Origin of the sequence: Mesorhizobium sp. BR1-1-3 (genome assembly GCF_020165455.1) — a bacterium.
In the GTDB taxonomy this organism is placed as follows: Bacteria; Pseudomonadota; Alphaproteobacteria; order Rhizobiales; family Rhizobiaceae; genus Mesorhizobium; species Mesorhizobium ciceri.
In genome coordinates, this window is record NZ_JAIUIC010000002.1 from 237,039 (window position 1) to 252,515 (window position 15,477).

The following is a 15,477-nucleotide window of genomic DNA, read 5'->3' on the forward strand; positions in this document are numbered from 1 at the left end:
ATGGCCGCATATCTCCTGAAGCGGACGCTGCTGCTCCTGCCCATTTTTGTGGTTGTCTCGGCTCTTGTCTTTATGGTCGTCCACTTGGTCCCGGGCGATCCCATCAACAATCTGGTGCGGGCCGGCTCTTCGCCGGCTCAGCGCGCGCAACTGGTTGTCAAATACGGCTTGGATCGCAGCCTGATCGAGCAATATCTGCTGTGGATGTTCCACCTTCTGCAAGGTGATCTTGGCACCTCGATCCTTCAAGCTCGGCCGGTGCGCGATCTCATCTTGCAAAACCTGCCATACAGCCTCCAGCTCGGCGTGGGGGCGCTTGTCATTTCTTCATTGGTCGGGATTGTCGCCGGTGCGCTCGCTGCCAGCTATCAAGGCACGCGGATCGACGAGGCGATAGGCGCATTGAGCTTGCTTGGTGCGACCCTGCCAAGTTTTCTGCTTGGCCTGCTCCTGATCCTTGTCTTCGCTGTCTGGCTTGGCTGGGTTCCAGTCTCCGGCGTGCGATCCTGGACCTCATTGATCCTGCCGGTCCTTGCGACCAGCCTTGGCGGCATTGCGCTCGTAGCTCGTATCACCAGGATCGCGATGGTCGAGACAGCCAGCCAGGACTTCGTAACCTTGCTGTACGCCAAAGGGCTGTCTCCGTGGCGTATCCAGATCCGGCATGTTCTGCGCCACGCCATGCTGCCTGTCGTCACCATTCTGGGGCTTCGTATTGGCTGGATCATCGGCGGCGCCGTGACAACCGAATATGTATTCGCTCGCCCTGGTTTGGGCAGCCTGCTGATCCGCGCGCTGAACCAGCGTGACTATCCGCTGGTTCAAGGCTGTCTGCTGATGCTTGCGATGGCTGTCATCCTGGGCACCCTCATGGGCGACGTCGCTCAAGCCTTCATTGACCCTCGCCAGCGGAGATCCCAGTCGTGACCCGCAAACGATACACCGCGTTTGTGTCCGCATTTGCCACGCCAAAAGGGTGTGTCGCGGGCGTTTATCTGCTGCTTTTGATTAGCGCGGCGCTTCTCGCCCCATGGTTGGCGCCCTATGGCGATTCCCAGCAGAACCTCTCCATCATGAACCAGCAGCCATCGACGAGCCATCTGCTGGGGACCGATGAGTTGGGCCGCGACGTGCTGTCGCGTGTGATCTTCGGCGCTCGCACTTCGCTCACCGTCAGTTCCACGGCGATTGGCCTGTCGCTGCTCCTGGGATTGTTCCTCGGTGCCGCGTGTGGATATTTCGGTGGAGCCCTGGACCGGATCGTGATGGTGGCGGTCGATCTTACCTGGTCGTTTCCGGAGATACTGATAGCCTTGATGCTGGTCGCCGTCGTCGGGCCGGGACTCGGCGGTGTCGTCTGCGCGGTGGCGATTGCCTACCTTGCACAATTCACCCGGCTGACGCGCACCCAGGTGATCTCGCTCACCGGCGAAACCTATATCGAAGCCACCCGAAATCTCGGCGCCACGCACTTTCGTATCCTGTTTTCCCACCTTCTGCCCAATGTGCTTGCTCCCGTGCTGGTCGCCGCCATCCTTGCCACGGGCGATGCCATCATCCTCGAAGCCACTTTCGGCTTCTTTGGCCTGGGCGCGCAGCCGCCAACGCCGAGTTGGGGCGCCATGATGAGTTCCGGGACGGCGCAGCTCTTCATCGCGCCATGGGTGATTCTGTTTCCGGGATTTGCCGTGGCCATGACGGTCATCTTCCTGAACCTGTTTGGCGACGCTCTGATTGGGGCGCTCAATGTCCGATCCAAACCAAAGGGCGCATGAAAATGCTTCTTGATGTGGAACGACTGCAGATCGGTTTCGGCGCCTTCTCGCCTGTCGATGATGTCACCTTCGGTATCGATCGTGGCGAGGTTCTCGGCGTGGTCGGCGAGTCGGGGTCTGGCAAGTCGCTGTCGGCGACAGCGATCATGGGCCTGTTGCCACGCATCGGTGCGAGGATCAGCTCAGGTCGCATGAGGTTTGACGGCATCGATCTGGTGGGCCTGCCGGAAAAGCGCATGCGCCGGCTGCGTGGCGGAAAGATTGCGTTGATAACGCAGAACCCGATGACGTCGCTCGATCCGATGATACGGGTCGGCCCCCAGATCGACCAGTCATCGCGCCTTCATCTTAAGGTCGACCGTAAGGCCGCCCGCGCACGAAGTCTGGCTCTCATGGCGGACATGCAGATACCCAATCCCGCTGTCGTCTACGATCTCTATCCCTTTCAGCTCTCCGGCGGCATGAAGCAGCGCATTGTCATCGCAATGGCGCTAGCCGGCGAGCCGCAGCTTCTGATCGCGGATGAAGCGACCACCGCGCTCGACGTCACCGTGCAGGCGCAAATCATCAAGATCCTCGTGGATCTCGTAAAGCAGCGCGGATTGGCGCTGATCCTCATAACGCACGACATGGGCATCGTGGCACAGGCTTGCGATCGGGTGGCTGTCATGTATTGCGGGCGGATAATTGAGTCCGGTGCGGTGGAGCGGATCTTTGAAAATCCTCGCCATCCCTACACAAAAGCCCTGATCCGCTGCATTCCTCGCCTCGGCATGGTGCGAGGTAGCCTTAGCGCCATCCCGGGAACGGTACCGAACGCCGCGGCTTATCCGACTGGCTGCCGTTTTCGTCCGCGTTGTCCGGTTGCTGTCGTCCGCTGCCAGACCGAAATTCCCAAACTGCACGGTGATTGCGAAGGCCATGGTACCGCCTGCCATCTGGTGACAGCAGCATGAGCGAGCTTCTATCCGTGAAGGACCTCAGCTGCCGGTTTACGAACACGGCCCTGTTTCGAAAGCCGCGCGTCTTCCGCGCCGTCAGCGATGTCTCATTTGAAACTCAACGCGGCGAGATCGTCGGGGTCGTCGGTGAATCGGGATGTGGCAAATCCACCTTGGCCCGCCTGGTGCTTCGGCTGATCGAGGCCAGCGCGGGAGAGGTCCGTTTCGACGGGCAAGACATCGCCCAGCTGTCGGCGGGGAATTTGCGGCGGTTGCGCCGTCACATGCAACTGGTGTTCCAGGATCCATATTCGGCGATCGATCCTCGTTTTTCGATAAGAGATGCGTTGCTTGAGCCTTTCCGCATCCAGGGCGTGAAGCCAGATTCGGCGGAGGCAACCGTGACCTCGCTGCTGGATATGGTTGGCCTCAGTGGTGCTGTCGCCAACAGCTATCCCCACCAGTTGTCAGGCGGACAGAAACAGCGGGTCGGCATTGCCCGTGCTCTCGCGCTCAAGCCGTCCCTTGTTGTGCTTGATGAGCCGACAGCGTCTCTGGACGTCTCGGTACAGGCACAGATCATCGCGCTGTTGGACCAACTGCGTGGCGAGTTGAACCTTACCTATCTCTTCATTTCCCACGACCTCGGACTGGTCAGCTATTTCTGCCATCGCGTCCTTGTCATGTATCTGGGCCGTGTGGTCGAGGTGATGGCGAGCAACGCCAAACCTTGCCACCCCTACACGCAGGCCCTGTTCGACAGCACATACGAGCCCGACCCCAAGCAACGACGCAAGGTCGCCCGGCTTTCGGGTGAAGTCCCCAGTGGCTATGATATCCCGCCCGGCTGTTCATTCGCAGCACGCTGTCCACGCGCCACCGACCTGTGCCGCCAATTATTGCCGCCCCTGATGACTATCGCCAGCGGACAGCAAGCCGCCTGTCACCATCCCTTGATCTAGAATTGCGAGGAGCAAAATTACATGAACACGCAGGACGCCTGCTATGCTGCCCTTGAGCGGCATTTCCTGACATACACGGAATTGGCCGCAGTGCCGGTCGAGGACAATGACGAGCCCCTGATTGCGATCGGCCCCGAGTTCTCAGGCAAAGTCCTCGCCGTAGACAGCACGATGAAAGTACACACGGGAGACCAGATCTTCGTCCGGTCGCGTGTGGTTCCGATGCTGGATGTGGCGCAACGCGCGCTCCGCGCACAGGATTACGACCTGGAGGTTGTCTGTGGCTATCGGCATCTCGATGTGCAGCGCCAGCAATTCCAGGAGCAGATCCAGCACGTGCAGCAAAGAACTCCCTCCCTGTCTGGTGAAGCGCTGAAGGAGGCGGCTCATCGTTTCTCGGCCGTACCGGAGGTAGCAGGGCACCCGACCGGCGGCGCGGTCGACGTCCGGATCATTCAATCGAACGGTCAGGCGCTCGCTATGGGCACTGAACTGGGCGAGGATTGCCCGGACACCTACGTCTTTTCGCCATTCATCAAGAGAGAGCACTGGCGCAATCGACAGACGCTCAGGTTCTGCATGCTTCGCGCCGGCTTTGCGCCATTTGACGGCGAATGGTGGCATTTCTCATTCGGGGACCGTGAATGGGCGCGCTATTTCGACAAGGACAGAGCGATCTACAGCCAGCTAAGTTTCTCGATGGATAAGGGCGCGGAGACGACCTCTCGTTGATTGCCGCTGGAACTGGAAGCCTGCTCGCCTCGGAGCGGGCTCCATCCTGTATCAACGTCCTGCGACGGCAAAACCTGTTTGCTCGCTAGCGAACCCAAAAGAGCGCCGCCGCGCCGATCCTTCCAAGGACCTGTCATGACCGCTTCCACACTGCCGTTCTCAAACCTTCGCCGTGCCGGCGATACAGTCTACCTCTCGGGCGAACTCGGCTTCGATGACACTGGAAAAATCTCCGGCGACATTGTGCAGCAAACCCAAAACGTTCTGCGGCGGATCGAGGCCACCCTTGGCACTAGTGGATTATCGCGACGCGATATCCTCTCCTGTACCTGCTACCTGGTGCGCAAGGACGATTTCTCCGCCTTCAACCAGGTGTATCGCGCTTTCTTCAGTCACCATCCGCTGCCGGTCCGTGTCACTGTGGTCAGCGAGTTGGTCGTCGACGCGCTGATTGAAATAGCTGTCATCGCGCAGGACTGTAGCGTTTGACTTGCCGATGAGTGAGTTTGCAATCCTCGGCGCCGGCATCGTCGGTGTGACGACAGCACTTGCCCTGCAAGAAGGCGGGCATGAGGTCATCATTATTGACCGTCGGCAACCGGGCAGGGAGGCAAGCTACGGAAACGCCGGGATTGTCCAGGTCGAAGTGATGGAGCCCTATGCATTTCCGCGGGCCGCGCTTGATATACTGCGTCTGGCACTCGGGTTGGGCAACGACGTCAGGTACCAGCTGGCGGCTCTGCCCTCCGCCGCACTGCCACTCGCGCTCTACTATCTCAACTCTGCCCCGATAAGATATCGGACAATTTCCCAAATCTATAGGCAGCTGATTGGCCACTGCGCCGCGGACCACGACAAGCTGATTGCCGGAGCCGGCGCAGAACACTTGTTCGTAAGACGCGGCTACATCCAGATGCATCGCGAGGCCCGTGAGCTCGATACGGACGCCGCGCAGGCGGAACGCTACAGAAGGGACTTTGGTGTTCAGTCGCGCATCTTGACCAATCAGGCTTTGAGAGGTGAGGAGCCCTGCCTGAAGAGGGATTTCGCGGGTGCCGTGCATTGGCAACAAAGCAGAAGTTGTGTTGATCCGGGCGGGCTCGTCGCGACGTATGCAGCGCTTTTTCGCCGCCGCGGCGGCACACTGCTGGAAGAAGAAGTGCGGTCACTGACGCAGCCTGCTTCCGGCTGGCACGTCCACTTGCGGAACGGGCGGCGCCTGGCCACTGAAAACATAGTCATTGCGCTCGGTGCCTGGTCGCCATCCCTCCTCAGGCCGTTGGGCGTTTCCATGCCCATGATACGCAAGCGGGGCTACCACAGGCACTACAAAGCCGATCGCCTTCCAGGCAGGCCGTTGTTCGATGTTGCCGCCGCGGCCCTCTATTGCCCCATGAGTCAAGGGCTTCGGCTGACCACGGGCGCCGAGATTGCCCGCTTCGCGTCGACCAAGACGCCTTGGCAACTGGCCCGAGCCGAACATATGGCGCGCGAGGTGATGGATTTCGGTGAAGCCGTCGAGCCTGAGCCCTGGGCAGGTTGGCGGCCATGCATGCCAGACATGCTTCCCGTAGTTGGCGCCGTTCCCAAAATCCCCGGTCTCTGGTGCAATTTTGGTCACGGCCATCAGGGATTTACCCTTGGACCCACAAGCGCCCGGCTATTCTCGGAACTGGCGGGCGGCAGGGCCGAAGATCAGGAGACTCAGGCTGTATCCCCTGTGCGATATCTCTGAAACAACGGGGTCGCGGCTGAGCCGGATACCGCTTAGACCGAGACCGCTTCGCATTGGAATATGAATTCTCAAATCTCACCTCCTTCCAGATTCCGCCGGTATCACGGCGGAGCCCAGATCGTCCTCCTGGGCCTCCGACCGGTCGTGTTGTCGGGGACTTCAGCGAGTCACGCCCCAGTGCGATTACTTCGCCGATCCCTGCATCGCACCGAACAGATCGACCACGCTTTGCGGTGCGGTGTCGTCAAAAAACCGCTTTAGGTTCTGCTCGGTTTCTTGGGCCACCTTGCCGCTTCGTGGGAAGAGGTCGTTTTCGTAGACAGCGAGTGCGGCTTCGATGTCATCAGGATAGGCAAAGAGCGCTTGGGCAAGCTCCGCGCCATCAAGCATGGCGAGGTTCGCGCCTTCGCCAGAGAATGGGGACATCAGATGCGCGGCATCGCCGAGTAAAGTTGCGCCTGGCACCCGGCTCCAGCGATGACTAACCGGGAGCGCATAGATCGGTCGAAGCACTGGATCGGTGTCGCAGTCCGTGATGAGGGCAGTCAGCTGCGGAGCCCATCCTTCGAATTGCCCGGCGATATGAGCCAACCCAGCTTCAGCGTCACTGAAGTCGATCGAAGCGATCCAGTCTTCCGGTTTGTTCAAGGCGACGTAGACATGCAGACTACCGTCGGCATTGCGATGCGCCAGGATACCTTTGCCGGGCGCAACGGCCATCAGCGTGCCGCTGCCGATCGCCTCTGCGCTCGCCTTGTGGCGCGTGTCGCCAGCGAAAAGGAATGTCTCGACGAAACACGTTCCTGTGTAGGCCGGCTTTGAATCAGAAAGCAGTTGACGGACCTTCGACCACGCGCCATCGGCCCCAATGACAAGGTCGCAGGTCACCTTTGAGCCGTCCATGAAGGTGATCTCATGGCGATTGTCGTCGGTAGCTGCCACGGACGTGACCTTATGGTCCCAATGGATCATATCGGCCGGGATCGAATCGATCAGCATCTTGCGAAGCTCGCCCCGGTCCACTTCAGGACGCTCGCCGCTGTGGCTGCCCGGCCTGTCGAACAAGATATGACAGTCCTTGTCGACAATCCGTTTTGCATCTTCGCCAGGACGGACGAGCTGAAGAAACGAGTCAAACAGACCTGCGGATTTGAGGGCGAGCTGACCGTTATATGCGTGGATGTCGAGAAGTCCCCCCTGCGCTCTCGAGGCGGAGGAGGCGTCGGCTTCATAGAGCGTGGCTGAAACGCCATGGACATGAAGAACGCGGGCAAGCGTGAGGCCACCAAGGCCCGCACCAATGATTGCAATACGATTTCGCATTTTTAGCGCTCCAATGCATCCGTCGGAATGACGGTTGCCATGAGCCCGACTTCTCGTCGGGCGGTTACTCTCGGAGACGCTGGCCGAACCGTGCTGTGCACAGTTGACGTGTACTCGACTGCCTGACGAAGGTGACAATGGTCAGGCAGTTGTTTTTCGCGACGGAGCGTAGAATAGGTCGGCTCCTTGCACGAAACAAGGTCCCGCTTCCCAGAAGCCACCCCGGTTTGTAGAAGGCCTTTCGCAGCCAATGTCCCGCAATGGCGCGCTTGAAAGACAGGACAAAGGCTGGTCGGTCTACGACCTGACACGACTCCGATTATCAGGAGGAGCCGTTTTCCGCGTCCATTTCCGCTATATCCTGGAACCTGTCGGCAATCCTGGCGTGAACGCGTCCGCCGTTGGCTGCACCAATGGCAACCAGCACTTCATCGGCACCCGGTGCATCGGCGATCTGGAAGTTGGCGGTGATGAAATGCGAGCGCCTCCCGTTCTCGCTCTTGTGCATCATTGGCAGTGACAACAACGCCCCGGCGGCGTTTCTGGTGTTGCAGAATTCGAGATAGGTGGTGCCGCCGACGGCATCGCGGAACAGATTGCCAAAGCGCAGCGTGTGGATCAGCGCCGAGGCGTGTTCGATTTCGCCATTGATACCGACGGCCGCGGCCTTGCCGTAGGATTCGATCTCGGCCGGCGGCATCAAGGCGGTTAGCCGCTGCGTAAGTTCGGCGCCGAGCTTGGGGGCGATGTCGATGATCTCGGGGCGAAGGTTTTCGACGAAGCCCCGTCCCATCCACGGGTTCTTCAACACGGCGGCGACGACGATCGATGTGACCGGTTTGCCAGCGACCTTGCCGCCCTCGATCAGAACCTCGTCGATGAAGGTGCAGACTTTCCTGATTTCCATTCGCGCCAACGGTCCTTCCTGCCCAAACTCGAAAGGGCCAGGCTAGGAAGGCGCGCACCACGCGTCTTCCTCTGCTTCAGAGGAAAAACCGAATGTCTCGCTCTCGGAATACGTGTAGCTTCACTCGGCCGCGAATTGCTTATATCGGCGCTCGCAGTGCCAACAGGAACAGATCGGTCAGCCGGAACAGATCACACCAGTGAACCATCAGTCGCAAATCCTGTCGTTACGCGACGCCGCCAGCCTGATCAACTCAGGCGGCGATCTCAGCACGGTCCTGCGTGATCTGGTGTTGGCCGCCTGCCGGCATGCCGGATGGACGATGGGGTCGATCATGAGCATCGACGCACCGCATGGCCATGCTTACGTGATTGTTCGCCATGACCCGACCTTGATCCAGCGGTCGCTCCCCGACCGCTGGGAACTCGCCACCAGTCCGTCGATCGTTGCCCTGCAACGCAACGAGGCCGTCTATATCAGGGATGCCCGGGTCTCGGAGGAGTTTCCTGGCTATCGGATAGAGGCTTACGAACGCGACTACCGCAGCGTTCTGGTAATGCCGATGAGTTGCCTCGACGAGGCCGGAAGGCCGATGGTGCTCAGCGTCATCTCGCGAGAGATCATGGACGTCAGCGCCGACGATCTCGCCTTCATCGGGATGATCGTCCATCTCGGTGAAATCGCTGTCGAGAAACAGCACAAGCTGCGCGAGGAGAAGCGTGCATCGGAACGGCTCCAGCAGGCGCTCCAGGCACATACGTCGCTGCTGCAGCAGGCCTTGGCCGAAAGCTCGATGCCTTCGCTTGCCGGCAAGATCGCAGCACTTGTGCCGAACCCCGTCGCCGTGGTCGATTTCACCGCCAACCTGATCGTCGCCAGCCGCTCACCGAGCGAGAAGCATTTCGACGACGCGGCCTGGCAGCTTGCCGCCAGCACCAGCCTGCACCGGCAAATCATGAAGGTCGCGCGGTCGGCGGTGGATCAGCCGCACAGCGAGGCTCATACGTTCTTCCTCGACGACGGCACGCGCCGTCTGCGTCTCACTGCGAAGATCGAACCGTTGAGCGTTGATGCCGAGGCTGTCGGGGCAATGGTCATCTTCACCATGCAGGAGCCCTTCAGCCAGCTCGACCTGCTCCTGCTGGACAGCGCCAAATTCGCGCTCAGCGTCCAGATGATGCGCAGCTTCATCCGCTTCCGATTCGAGACACGCACGCTGACTGAGTTGTTCATAGAGGTGGTCGAGCATCGCTGGCAGGACCCCGCCGATGTAATGCAGCGGGCGCAGCGGCTTGGCGTAGGGCTGGCATCACCAAAGCAGATGATCCTCATCGACCTGCCTGAAGGCGCCCAAAGCAGCGCCGGACGTCTGGTCGATCCGCATCATGCGGTGATCCGGTTGCTGCAGCAGAACTCGGTCGCGGCTGACATCATCGTCGTCGACAATGGCCTCGTCTGCCTGATCCCGGCTGAGCTGGGCGAAGACAGGGACCGTCTCGCCAAGCTGCTGCGCAAGATCGCCGAGGAACTGGGGCGCCAATTCGGCCAGGAACCGTTCATCGTGCTTTCCGGTGTCTGCACGAAACTTGCAGACTATCCCCCGGCATGGGATCGCTGCCGGCGCATGATCCGCATCGGACGCTCGTTCGGCCGGACCGGCGTCTTTGCCAGCCAGGATTTCGGCCCCCTGCCGATGCTGATCGCGGCCGCCGAGGTGGAGGATGTGCGGAGCTTCGTGCAGGACAGTGTCGGCGCCATCGCCGATCACGATCGCCAGCACGGCACCCCCTATATGGAGACGTTGTTCTCCTATCTGCGCGAAGGCTGCCGCAGCCAGGCCTGCGCTGATGCGATGGGGCTGCACGTGACCACCTTGCGGTACCGGCTGGCGCGCATCCAGGAACTGTTCGGTGTCGATCTCGACACCCCTGAGCGGCGCTTTGCTTTCGAGCTCGCCATCCGCTTGCGCGAGGTCATCGACAACCGCGCTTCGGTCGAAAGATAGCATCGTTCCAGCCTCCGCCGTGCGGACTGTTTCCAGCTTGGGTATCTTCCCTGCCGTTTGCGTTGTTGTCCGCGATCCTTGCTCGCAAACACAGCAGCCTCTCTGCCTACTGTTCCTATCAACAGGAGGAAGAACGGCTGCAGGTCAGCGGCTAACGTCTCGCGCAATACGAAGAGGGAACACGAGGCCAGATGCTGACGACTCCACAGCCAACGATCGATCCGATTGCACTGAGAAGGGCATTCGGAACCTTCGTGACCGGCGTCACAGTCATCACCACCCGCGACGCCGATGGCACGCCGCGCGGCATGACGGCCAACTCCTTCACGTCGGTCTCGCTTGATCCGCCGCTGCTTCTGGTTTGCGTCGGCAAGGCCGCTGCCAGCTATGCCGCGTTCAACGCGTCCGACTCTTTCGCGGTCAATCTTTTGCATGAGGGGCAGACCGACGTCTCGGCGGTCTTCGCCTCGAAGGCGCACGACAAGTTCGGCTCGATCAGCCATGACCGTGTCCACACCGGGGCGCCGATCCTCAACGAATGCCTGACCTGGTTCGACTGCACCGTGCACAACCGCGTCGATGCCGGCGACCATGCCGTTCTCATCGGCGCCGTGCAGGCGTTTGGCACCAGTCCGTCGGCACCGCTCGGCTTTTGCCGCGGACGCTATGCCTCGGTGAAGGATCCACTGCCACCGGGCTGGCTTGCTTCCCACTCGATGATCGTCGGCTATTTGATCGAAGCCGAAGGCAACATCCTGTTGCGCGCCGACGGCAAGGGCGGCTGGGTGCTGCCCAGCGCCAAGAGCCGCAAGGCGGAAAACGAACTCAAGCTCGAAGGCGGCGACGCACTGACGCTGCTTCCGGATGAGACGTTTCTTTATTCCGTCTTCGATGTCGCCGACAGCGATCCCGGCTACCTCATCTATCGCGCCCGGCTCTCCGGCGCTTCCGCCGCCCTCACATTGCCCGCGGGATTCAAGTTCTTTCCGCTGGCGGACCTTCCCTATCAAGACATTCCGGCGCGCGAAATCCGCGCGCTGCTGCGCCGCTACAGCCGCGAGCGGCACGACGAGCGCTTCAGCATCTACATGGATTCGGGCGATGGCGGGCGTCTCGCCAGCATTGATGGCGGTTCGAAGCCATGGATGCAAAGCCCCAAGGACGCCGAACAGGAACAGCCATGAAGACGTCAGTCAAATCGATCGAGAATTCCCGCCAGCAGCTGTTCATCGGCGGCGGTTTCGTCGCACCGAAAGGCGGGCAATATATTCCAAGCTACGATCCAACGACCGCCAGGTCCTGGTATGAACTGGCCGAGGCCGACGCATCCGATGTCGATGCCGCTGTGGCCTCTGCGCGAGCAGCCTTTGCCGATCCGGCTTGGCGCCGCATGACCCAGACCGACCGCGGCAAGCTCGTCTATCGCCTGGCGGAACTGGTGTTCGAACATGCCGACGAGCTGGCGCTGATCGAGACACGCGACAATGGCAAGCTGCTCAAGGAGATGCGGGCGCAGATGCGCGCCATGCCAGATTCCTACAGCTATTTCGCCGGGATGGCCGACAAGCTGATGGGCGACACCATCCCCGTCAACAAGCTTGACATGCTGAACTTCAACATGCGCGAGCCGCTTGGCGTCGTCGGCATGATCACGCCGTGGAACTCGCCGCTGATGCTGCTCACTGGCACCTTGGCGCCGTGCCTTGCCATCGGTAACACCGTTGTCATCAAGCCGTCCGAACACGCCACCGCCTCGACGTTGGCGCTGGCCGAACTGATCATGGAAGCCGGCTTCCCCGCCGGCGTCGTCAATGTCGTGACCGGCACCGGCACCAGCGCCGGCGACGCGCTGACGCGTCATCCCGACATCGCCAAGATCGTCTTCACTGGCAGCACGGCCACCGGCCGGCGGATCGCCACCAACGCGGCCGCAAACCTGGTTTCGTGCCAGATGGAGCTTGGCGGGAAATCACCTCAGGTCGTCTTTGCCGACGTCGACTTGGACCATGCCGTCAACGGCGTCGTCTCCGGCATCTTCGCCGCCGCCGGCCAGAGCTGCGTTGCCGGATCGCGCTGCTTCGTCGAGGCCAGTATCTATGACCGTTTCGTCGACGCGCTGGTCGAGCGCGCCAAGCGGGTCAGGGTGGGCCACCCCCTGAATGACGATACCGACATGGGTCCGCTGGCGCTGTCGGCACAACTTGCCAAAGTTGAAAGCTACGTCGCCTCTGGCGTCCATCAGGGGGCTATGATCGCGGCCGGTGGCCGCAGACCGCAATCGGCCGAGCTCGCGGAAGGCTGGTACTTCGAGCCGACGGTCATGGTCAACGCCCGAAATGACATGGACTTCATGCAGGAAGAAATCTTCGGTCCGGTTGTCGGCGTGGTTCCTTTCTCTTCGGAAGAAGAGATGACAGCACTCGCCAATGACACGCGCTACGGGCTGTCCTCCGGCATCTGGACCAAGGACATCGACCGCGCGCTGCGCTTTGCCCGCAATGTCGATGCCGGAACCGTCTGGATCAACACCTATCGCGCCTCGTCCTTCATGTCGGCCAATGGCGGCTTCAAGGAAAGCGGCTATGGCCGCAGGGGAGGCTTCGACGTGATGGAGGAGTTCTCGCGGCTGAAGAACATCATGATCGATTATTCCGGGGTCATGCAGGACCCATTCGTCATCCGCCTGCGCTGAGCATCATCCACACCGACCACAAAGGACGGGACAACAGAAATGAAGTTTGCAGTGTCGCTGACCATGGAGCGCTTCTCGCCCGACATGCCGATGTCGAAGGTGAAGAGCAATCTGCTCGAGCTGGCGCAGATGGCCGACGCCGGCGGCTTCGAGACGCTGTGGACGGCAGAGCATCATACGATCGAGTGCACCATCTCGCCCAATCCGTTGATGACCCTGACCTGGCTGGCGCAGCACACGCAGCAGATCCGGCTTGGCACCTCGACGCTGGTGGCGCCGTACTGGAGCCCGATCCGGCTGGCTGGCGAGGCCGCCCTTTGCGATCACCTGACCGGCGGCAGGCTGGAGTTCGGCATAGCCCGCGGCTCCTATCAATACGAGTTCGACCGCATGGCCGGCGGCATGCCGCAGCAGGAGGGCGTCGCCTATCTCAAGGAACTGGTGCCGGCGGTGAAGAGACTGTGGGCCGATGACTATGCGCATGACGGCCACTACTGGAAGTTTCCGCTGGCCGCTGGCGTTCCCAAGCCATTGCAGACGCCGCATCCGCCGATCTGGGTGGCGGCACGTGACCCCGGCACATTCGACTGGGCCGTAGGCATCGGTGCCAACATCCTGTCGACGCCGCTTTCAGCGCCCGCAGCCGAGATTGCCGTGCTCGGCGAAAAATTTCGCAAGGCGGTCGCCGACCATCCGGAAGTGCCGCGCCCACGCCTGATGATGCAACGCCGCACCTGCATCTACGATCGCCCGGAGGACTGGGAAGTCGCGGTCCGCCACGCCATCGACTACGGGCGCTCCTTCGAGAACCTCTTCCAGAACATCGGCACGGTAAAGAACGGTTTCCCCGAGGCTGTGCCTTATGAAAGCGTCAAGGGCAAGGACAACTACAATCCAGAGAGCATCCGCAAGAACCTGATGTTTGGCACCCCAGGCGAGATCATCGAGAAGCTCGAGGATTATGAGGCCGCGGGCGTCGACCAGTACTGCCTGGGACTCACCTTCAACCTGCCGTTCGAGCTGCAGAAGAAGACGATCAGGCTGTTCGTCGATGAGGTCATGCCGCACTTCGCCACGCGGGATCGCACCAGGGCTGTCGCGGTGGGGCACTGATGGCGATGGCGACCGGTTCCTTCGTTCACGGCGATGTGGCGCTCAACTATCGTGTCGACGGGAACGGGCCACAGAAGCTGGTCTGCATCCATGGCGTCGGCTCCTATCTGGAAGCGTGGAGCGGCGTCGTCGCTCGCCTGCCGGATCAGTTCACCGTGCTCACATTTGATCTACGTGGCCATGGCGGGTCGGCGCGCATCAAGGGACGCTACGAGATTGATGACTTCGTCGGCGATACGCTGGCGCTGGCCGATCATGCTGGCTTTGCGCGCTTTCATCTTGCCGGCTTCTCGCTGGGCGGCCTTATAGCCCAGCGCCTGGCACTGACCCATCCCGATCGGCTTCAAAAGCTGGTGCTGCTGGCGACCGTCGCCGGGCGCTTGCCGGAAGAACGGCAGGCGGTTCTGCGTCGTCTCGCCGCTTTGACCGCCAGCCAGCCGAGTGCGCACCATGCCGCGTCGCTCTCGCGGTGGCTGACCGAGGAGTTTCAGGAGCGCAACCCGGATGTGATCGCCGAGCTGCATCGGCGCGACGCCGAGAACGATCCTGCGTGCTACGCCGCCGCTTACCGGGTTCTGGCCGAGACAGATTTCGGCGGCATCCTCGACCAGATCAGGTCGTCGACACTGATCGTGACGGGGGAGGACGACCAGGGATCCAACCCGCGCATGGCGCGTCATATGCACGACCAGATCCGCGGCTCGCGGCTCGAGATCCTGCCGGGGTTGCGGCATTCGATCCTGATCGAAGCGCCCGGGCCGGTCGCTGGCCTGATTGCGGATTTCCTGGATGACCACTCACGACGGGCAGGGGCGACCAGCCATGGATAGCAAATTGCAGAAAGCCGGCGAGGCAGTCCGCCGCAAAGTACTGGGCGACGACTATGTCGACCGCGCAATCGGCAATGCCGATGACTTCTCCAGGCCCCTCCAGGACATGCTCAACGAGTATTGCTGGGGCACATGCTGGACTGACGCCGCGCTCGATCTCAAGCAGCGCAGCCTGCTCAATCTCGGCATGCTTGCGGCACTGGGGCGCATGCATGAATTCGGCGTGCATTTTCGAGGTGCGATGCGCAACGGGCTTGGCGACGACGAGCTGCGGGCGGCCCTGATCCAGATCGCGGTCTATTGCGGCGTTCCGGCAGGTGTCGAGGCCTTCCGTGTCGCGCGTGCGGTGCGCGACGAAGCCAAGGCCGACACGCCATGACAAGCGTTTCGCGACCGTCGGCTTACCTTCGTTCCGAGCAATCGGCGCGGCAAACCTCCTCTGCCTCGCCGGAAGACGGCGAC

At 61.3% G+C, this 15,477-nt stretch carries 15 protein-coding genes; 13 read left to right on the top strand and 2 right to left on the bottom strand.

Annotated features, from left to right (window positions below):
• The 7 genes from LB559_RS05515 (at position 1) to LB559_RS05545 (ending at position 6,145) form a co-directional block, all read left to right on the top strand.
• A complete protein-coding gene (locus LB559_RS05515; RefSeq protein ID WP_224673339.1) occupies positions 1–927 on the top strand; it encodes an ABC transporter permease in 927 nt (308 codons plus the stop codon).
• Positions 924–1,775, top strand: coding sequence for an ABC transporter permease (locus LB559_RS05520; RefSeq protein WP_063170698.1), 852 nt, complete (start codon positions 924–926; stop codon positions 1,773–1,775). The genes LB559_RS05515 and LB559_RS05520 overlap by 4 nt, the downstream gene beginning before the upstream one ends.
• Positions 1,772–2,731 (top strand): ABC transporter ATP-binding protein, encoded by a 960-nt coding sequence (locus LB559_RS05525; protein ID WP_224673348.1) that lies wholly within the window; start codon positions 1,772–1,774, stop codon positions 2,729–2,731. Before LB559_RS05520 ends, LB559_RS05525 begins: the two co-directional genes overlap by 4 nt.
• Positions 2,728–3,678, top strand: coding sequence for an ABC transporter ATP-binding protein (locus LB559_RS05530; protein ID WP_224673351.1), 951 nt, complete (start codon positions 2,728–2,730; stop codon positions 3,676–3,678). Before LB559_RS05525 ends, LB559_RS05530 begins: the two co-directional genes overlap by 4 nt.
• A 21-nt stretch (positions 3,679–3,699) precedes the next feature.
• The gene (locus tag LB559_RS05535) at positions 3,700–4,410 is read left to right on the top strand and encodes a M15 family metallopeptidase (protein WP_224673353.1); all 711 of its coding nucleotides are present in this window, start codon (positions 3,700–3,702) and stop codon (positions 4,408–4,410) included.
• 135 nt (positions 4,411–4,545) lie between these two features.
• Complete coding sequence (locus tag LB559_RS05540; protein ID WP_224673354.1) at positions 4,546–4,899, top strand: RidA family protein; 354 nt, start codon at positions 4,546–4,548, stop codon at positions 4,897–4,899.
• 7 nt (positions 4,900–4,906) lie between these two features.
• Positions 4,907–6,145: an NAD(P)/FAD-dependent oxidoreductase gene (locus LB559_RS05545; protein WP_224673356.1), complete on the top strand. Its 1,239-nt coding sequence runs from the start codon at positions 4,907–4,909 to the stop codon at positions 6,143–6,145.
• A 183-nt stretch (positions 6,146–6,328) separates the two neighbouring features.
• On the opposite strand, the gene LB559_RS05550 is transcribed toward LB559_RS05545, so the two are convergent.
• Together LB559_RS05550 and LB559_RS05555 are read right to left on the bottom strand one after the other, a co-directional pair.
• Entirely contained in the window at positions 6,329–7,468 is a 1,140-nt protein-coding gene (locus tag LB559_RS05550; protein WP_224673365.1) for an FAD-dependent oxidoreductase, read from the bottom strand.
• Between the two features lie 322 nt (positions 7,469–7,790).
• A complete protein-coding gene (locus tag LB559_RS05555) occupies positions 7,791–8,375 on the bottom strand; it encodes an amino acid synthesis family protein (RefSeq protein ID WP_224673367.1) in 585 nt (194 codons plus the stop codon).
• Between the two features lie 199 nt (positions 8,376–8,574).
• Here LB559_RS05555 and LB559_RS05560 point away from each other — a divergent pair, with 199 nt between their 5' ends.
• The 6 genes from LB559_RS05560 to LB559_RS05585 all read left to right on the top strand — a co-directional run bounded on the left by LB559_RS05560 (position 8,575) and on the right by LB559_RS05585 (position 15,394).
• A complete protein-coding gene (locus LB559_RS05560; protein ID WP_224673368.1) occupies positions 8,575–10,380 on the top strand; it encodes a helix-turn-helix domain-containing protein in 1,806 nt (601 codons plus the stop codon).
• Between the two features lie 191 nt (positions 10,381–10,571).
• Positions 10,572–11,564 carry a flavin reductase gene (locus LB559_RS05565; protein WP_127371394.1) on the top strand — a complete coding sequence of 331 codons (993 nt, stop codon included), beginning with the start codon at positions 10,572–10,574 and terminating at the stop codon, positions 11,562–11,564.
• Entirely contained in the window at positions 11,561–13,072 is a 1,512-nt protein-coding gene (locus LB559_RS05570) for an aldehyde dehydrogenase (RefSeq protein ID WP_224673371.1), read from the top strand. Before LB559_RS05565 ends, LB559_RS05570 begins: the two co-directional genes overlap by 4 nt.
• Positions 13,073–13,111: 39 nt before the next feature.
• On the top strand, positions 13,112–14,185 hold the full coding sequence (locus tag LB559_RS05575) for an LLM class flavin-dependent oxidoreductase (protein ID WP_224673373.1): 1,074 nt from the start codon (positions 13,112–13,114) through the stop codon (positions 14,183–14,185).
• A complete protein-coding gene (locus LB559_RS05580; RefSeq protein ID WP_063173994.1) occupies positions 14,185–15,015 on the top strand; it encodes an alpha/beta fold hydrolase in 831 nt (276 codons plus the stop codon). Before LB559_RS05575 ends, LB559_RS05580 begins: the two co-directional genes overlap by 1 nt.
• Positions 15,008–15,394, top strand: coding sequence for a carboxymuconolactone decarboxylase family protein (locus LB559_RS05585; RefSeq protein ID WP_063170687.1), 387 nt, complete (start codon positions 15,008–15,010; stop codon positions 15,392–15,394). Before LB559_RS05580 ends, LB559_RS05585 begins: the two co-directional genes overlap by 8 nt.
• The last annotated feature ends 83 nt before the right edge of the window (positions 15,395–15,477 follow it).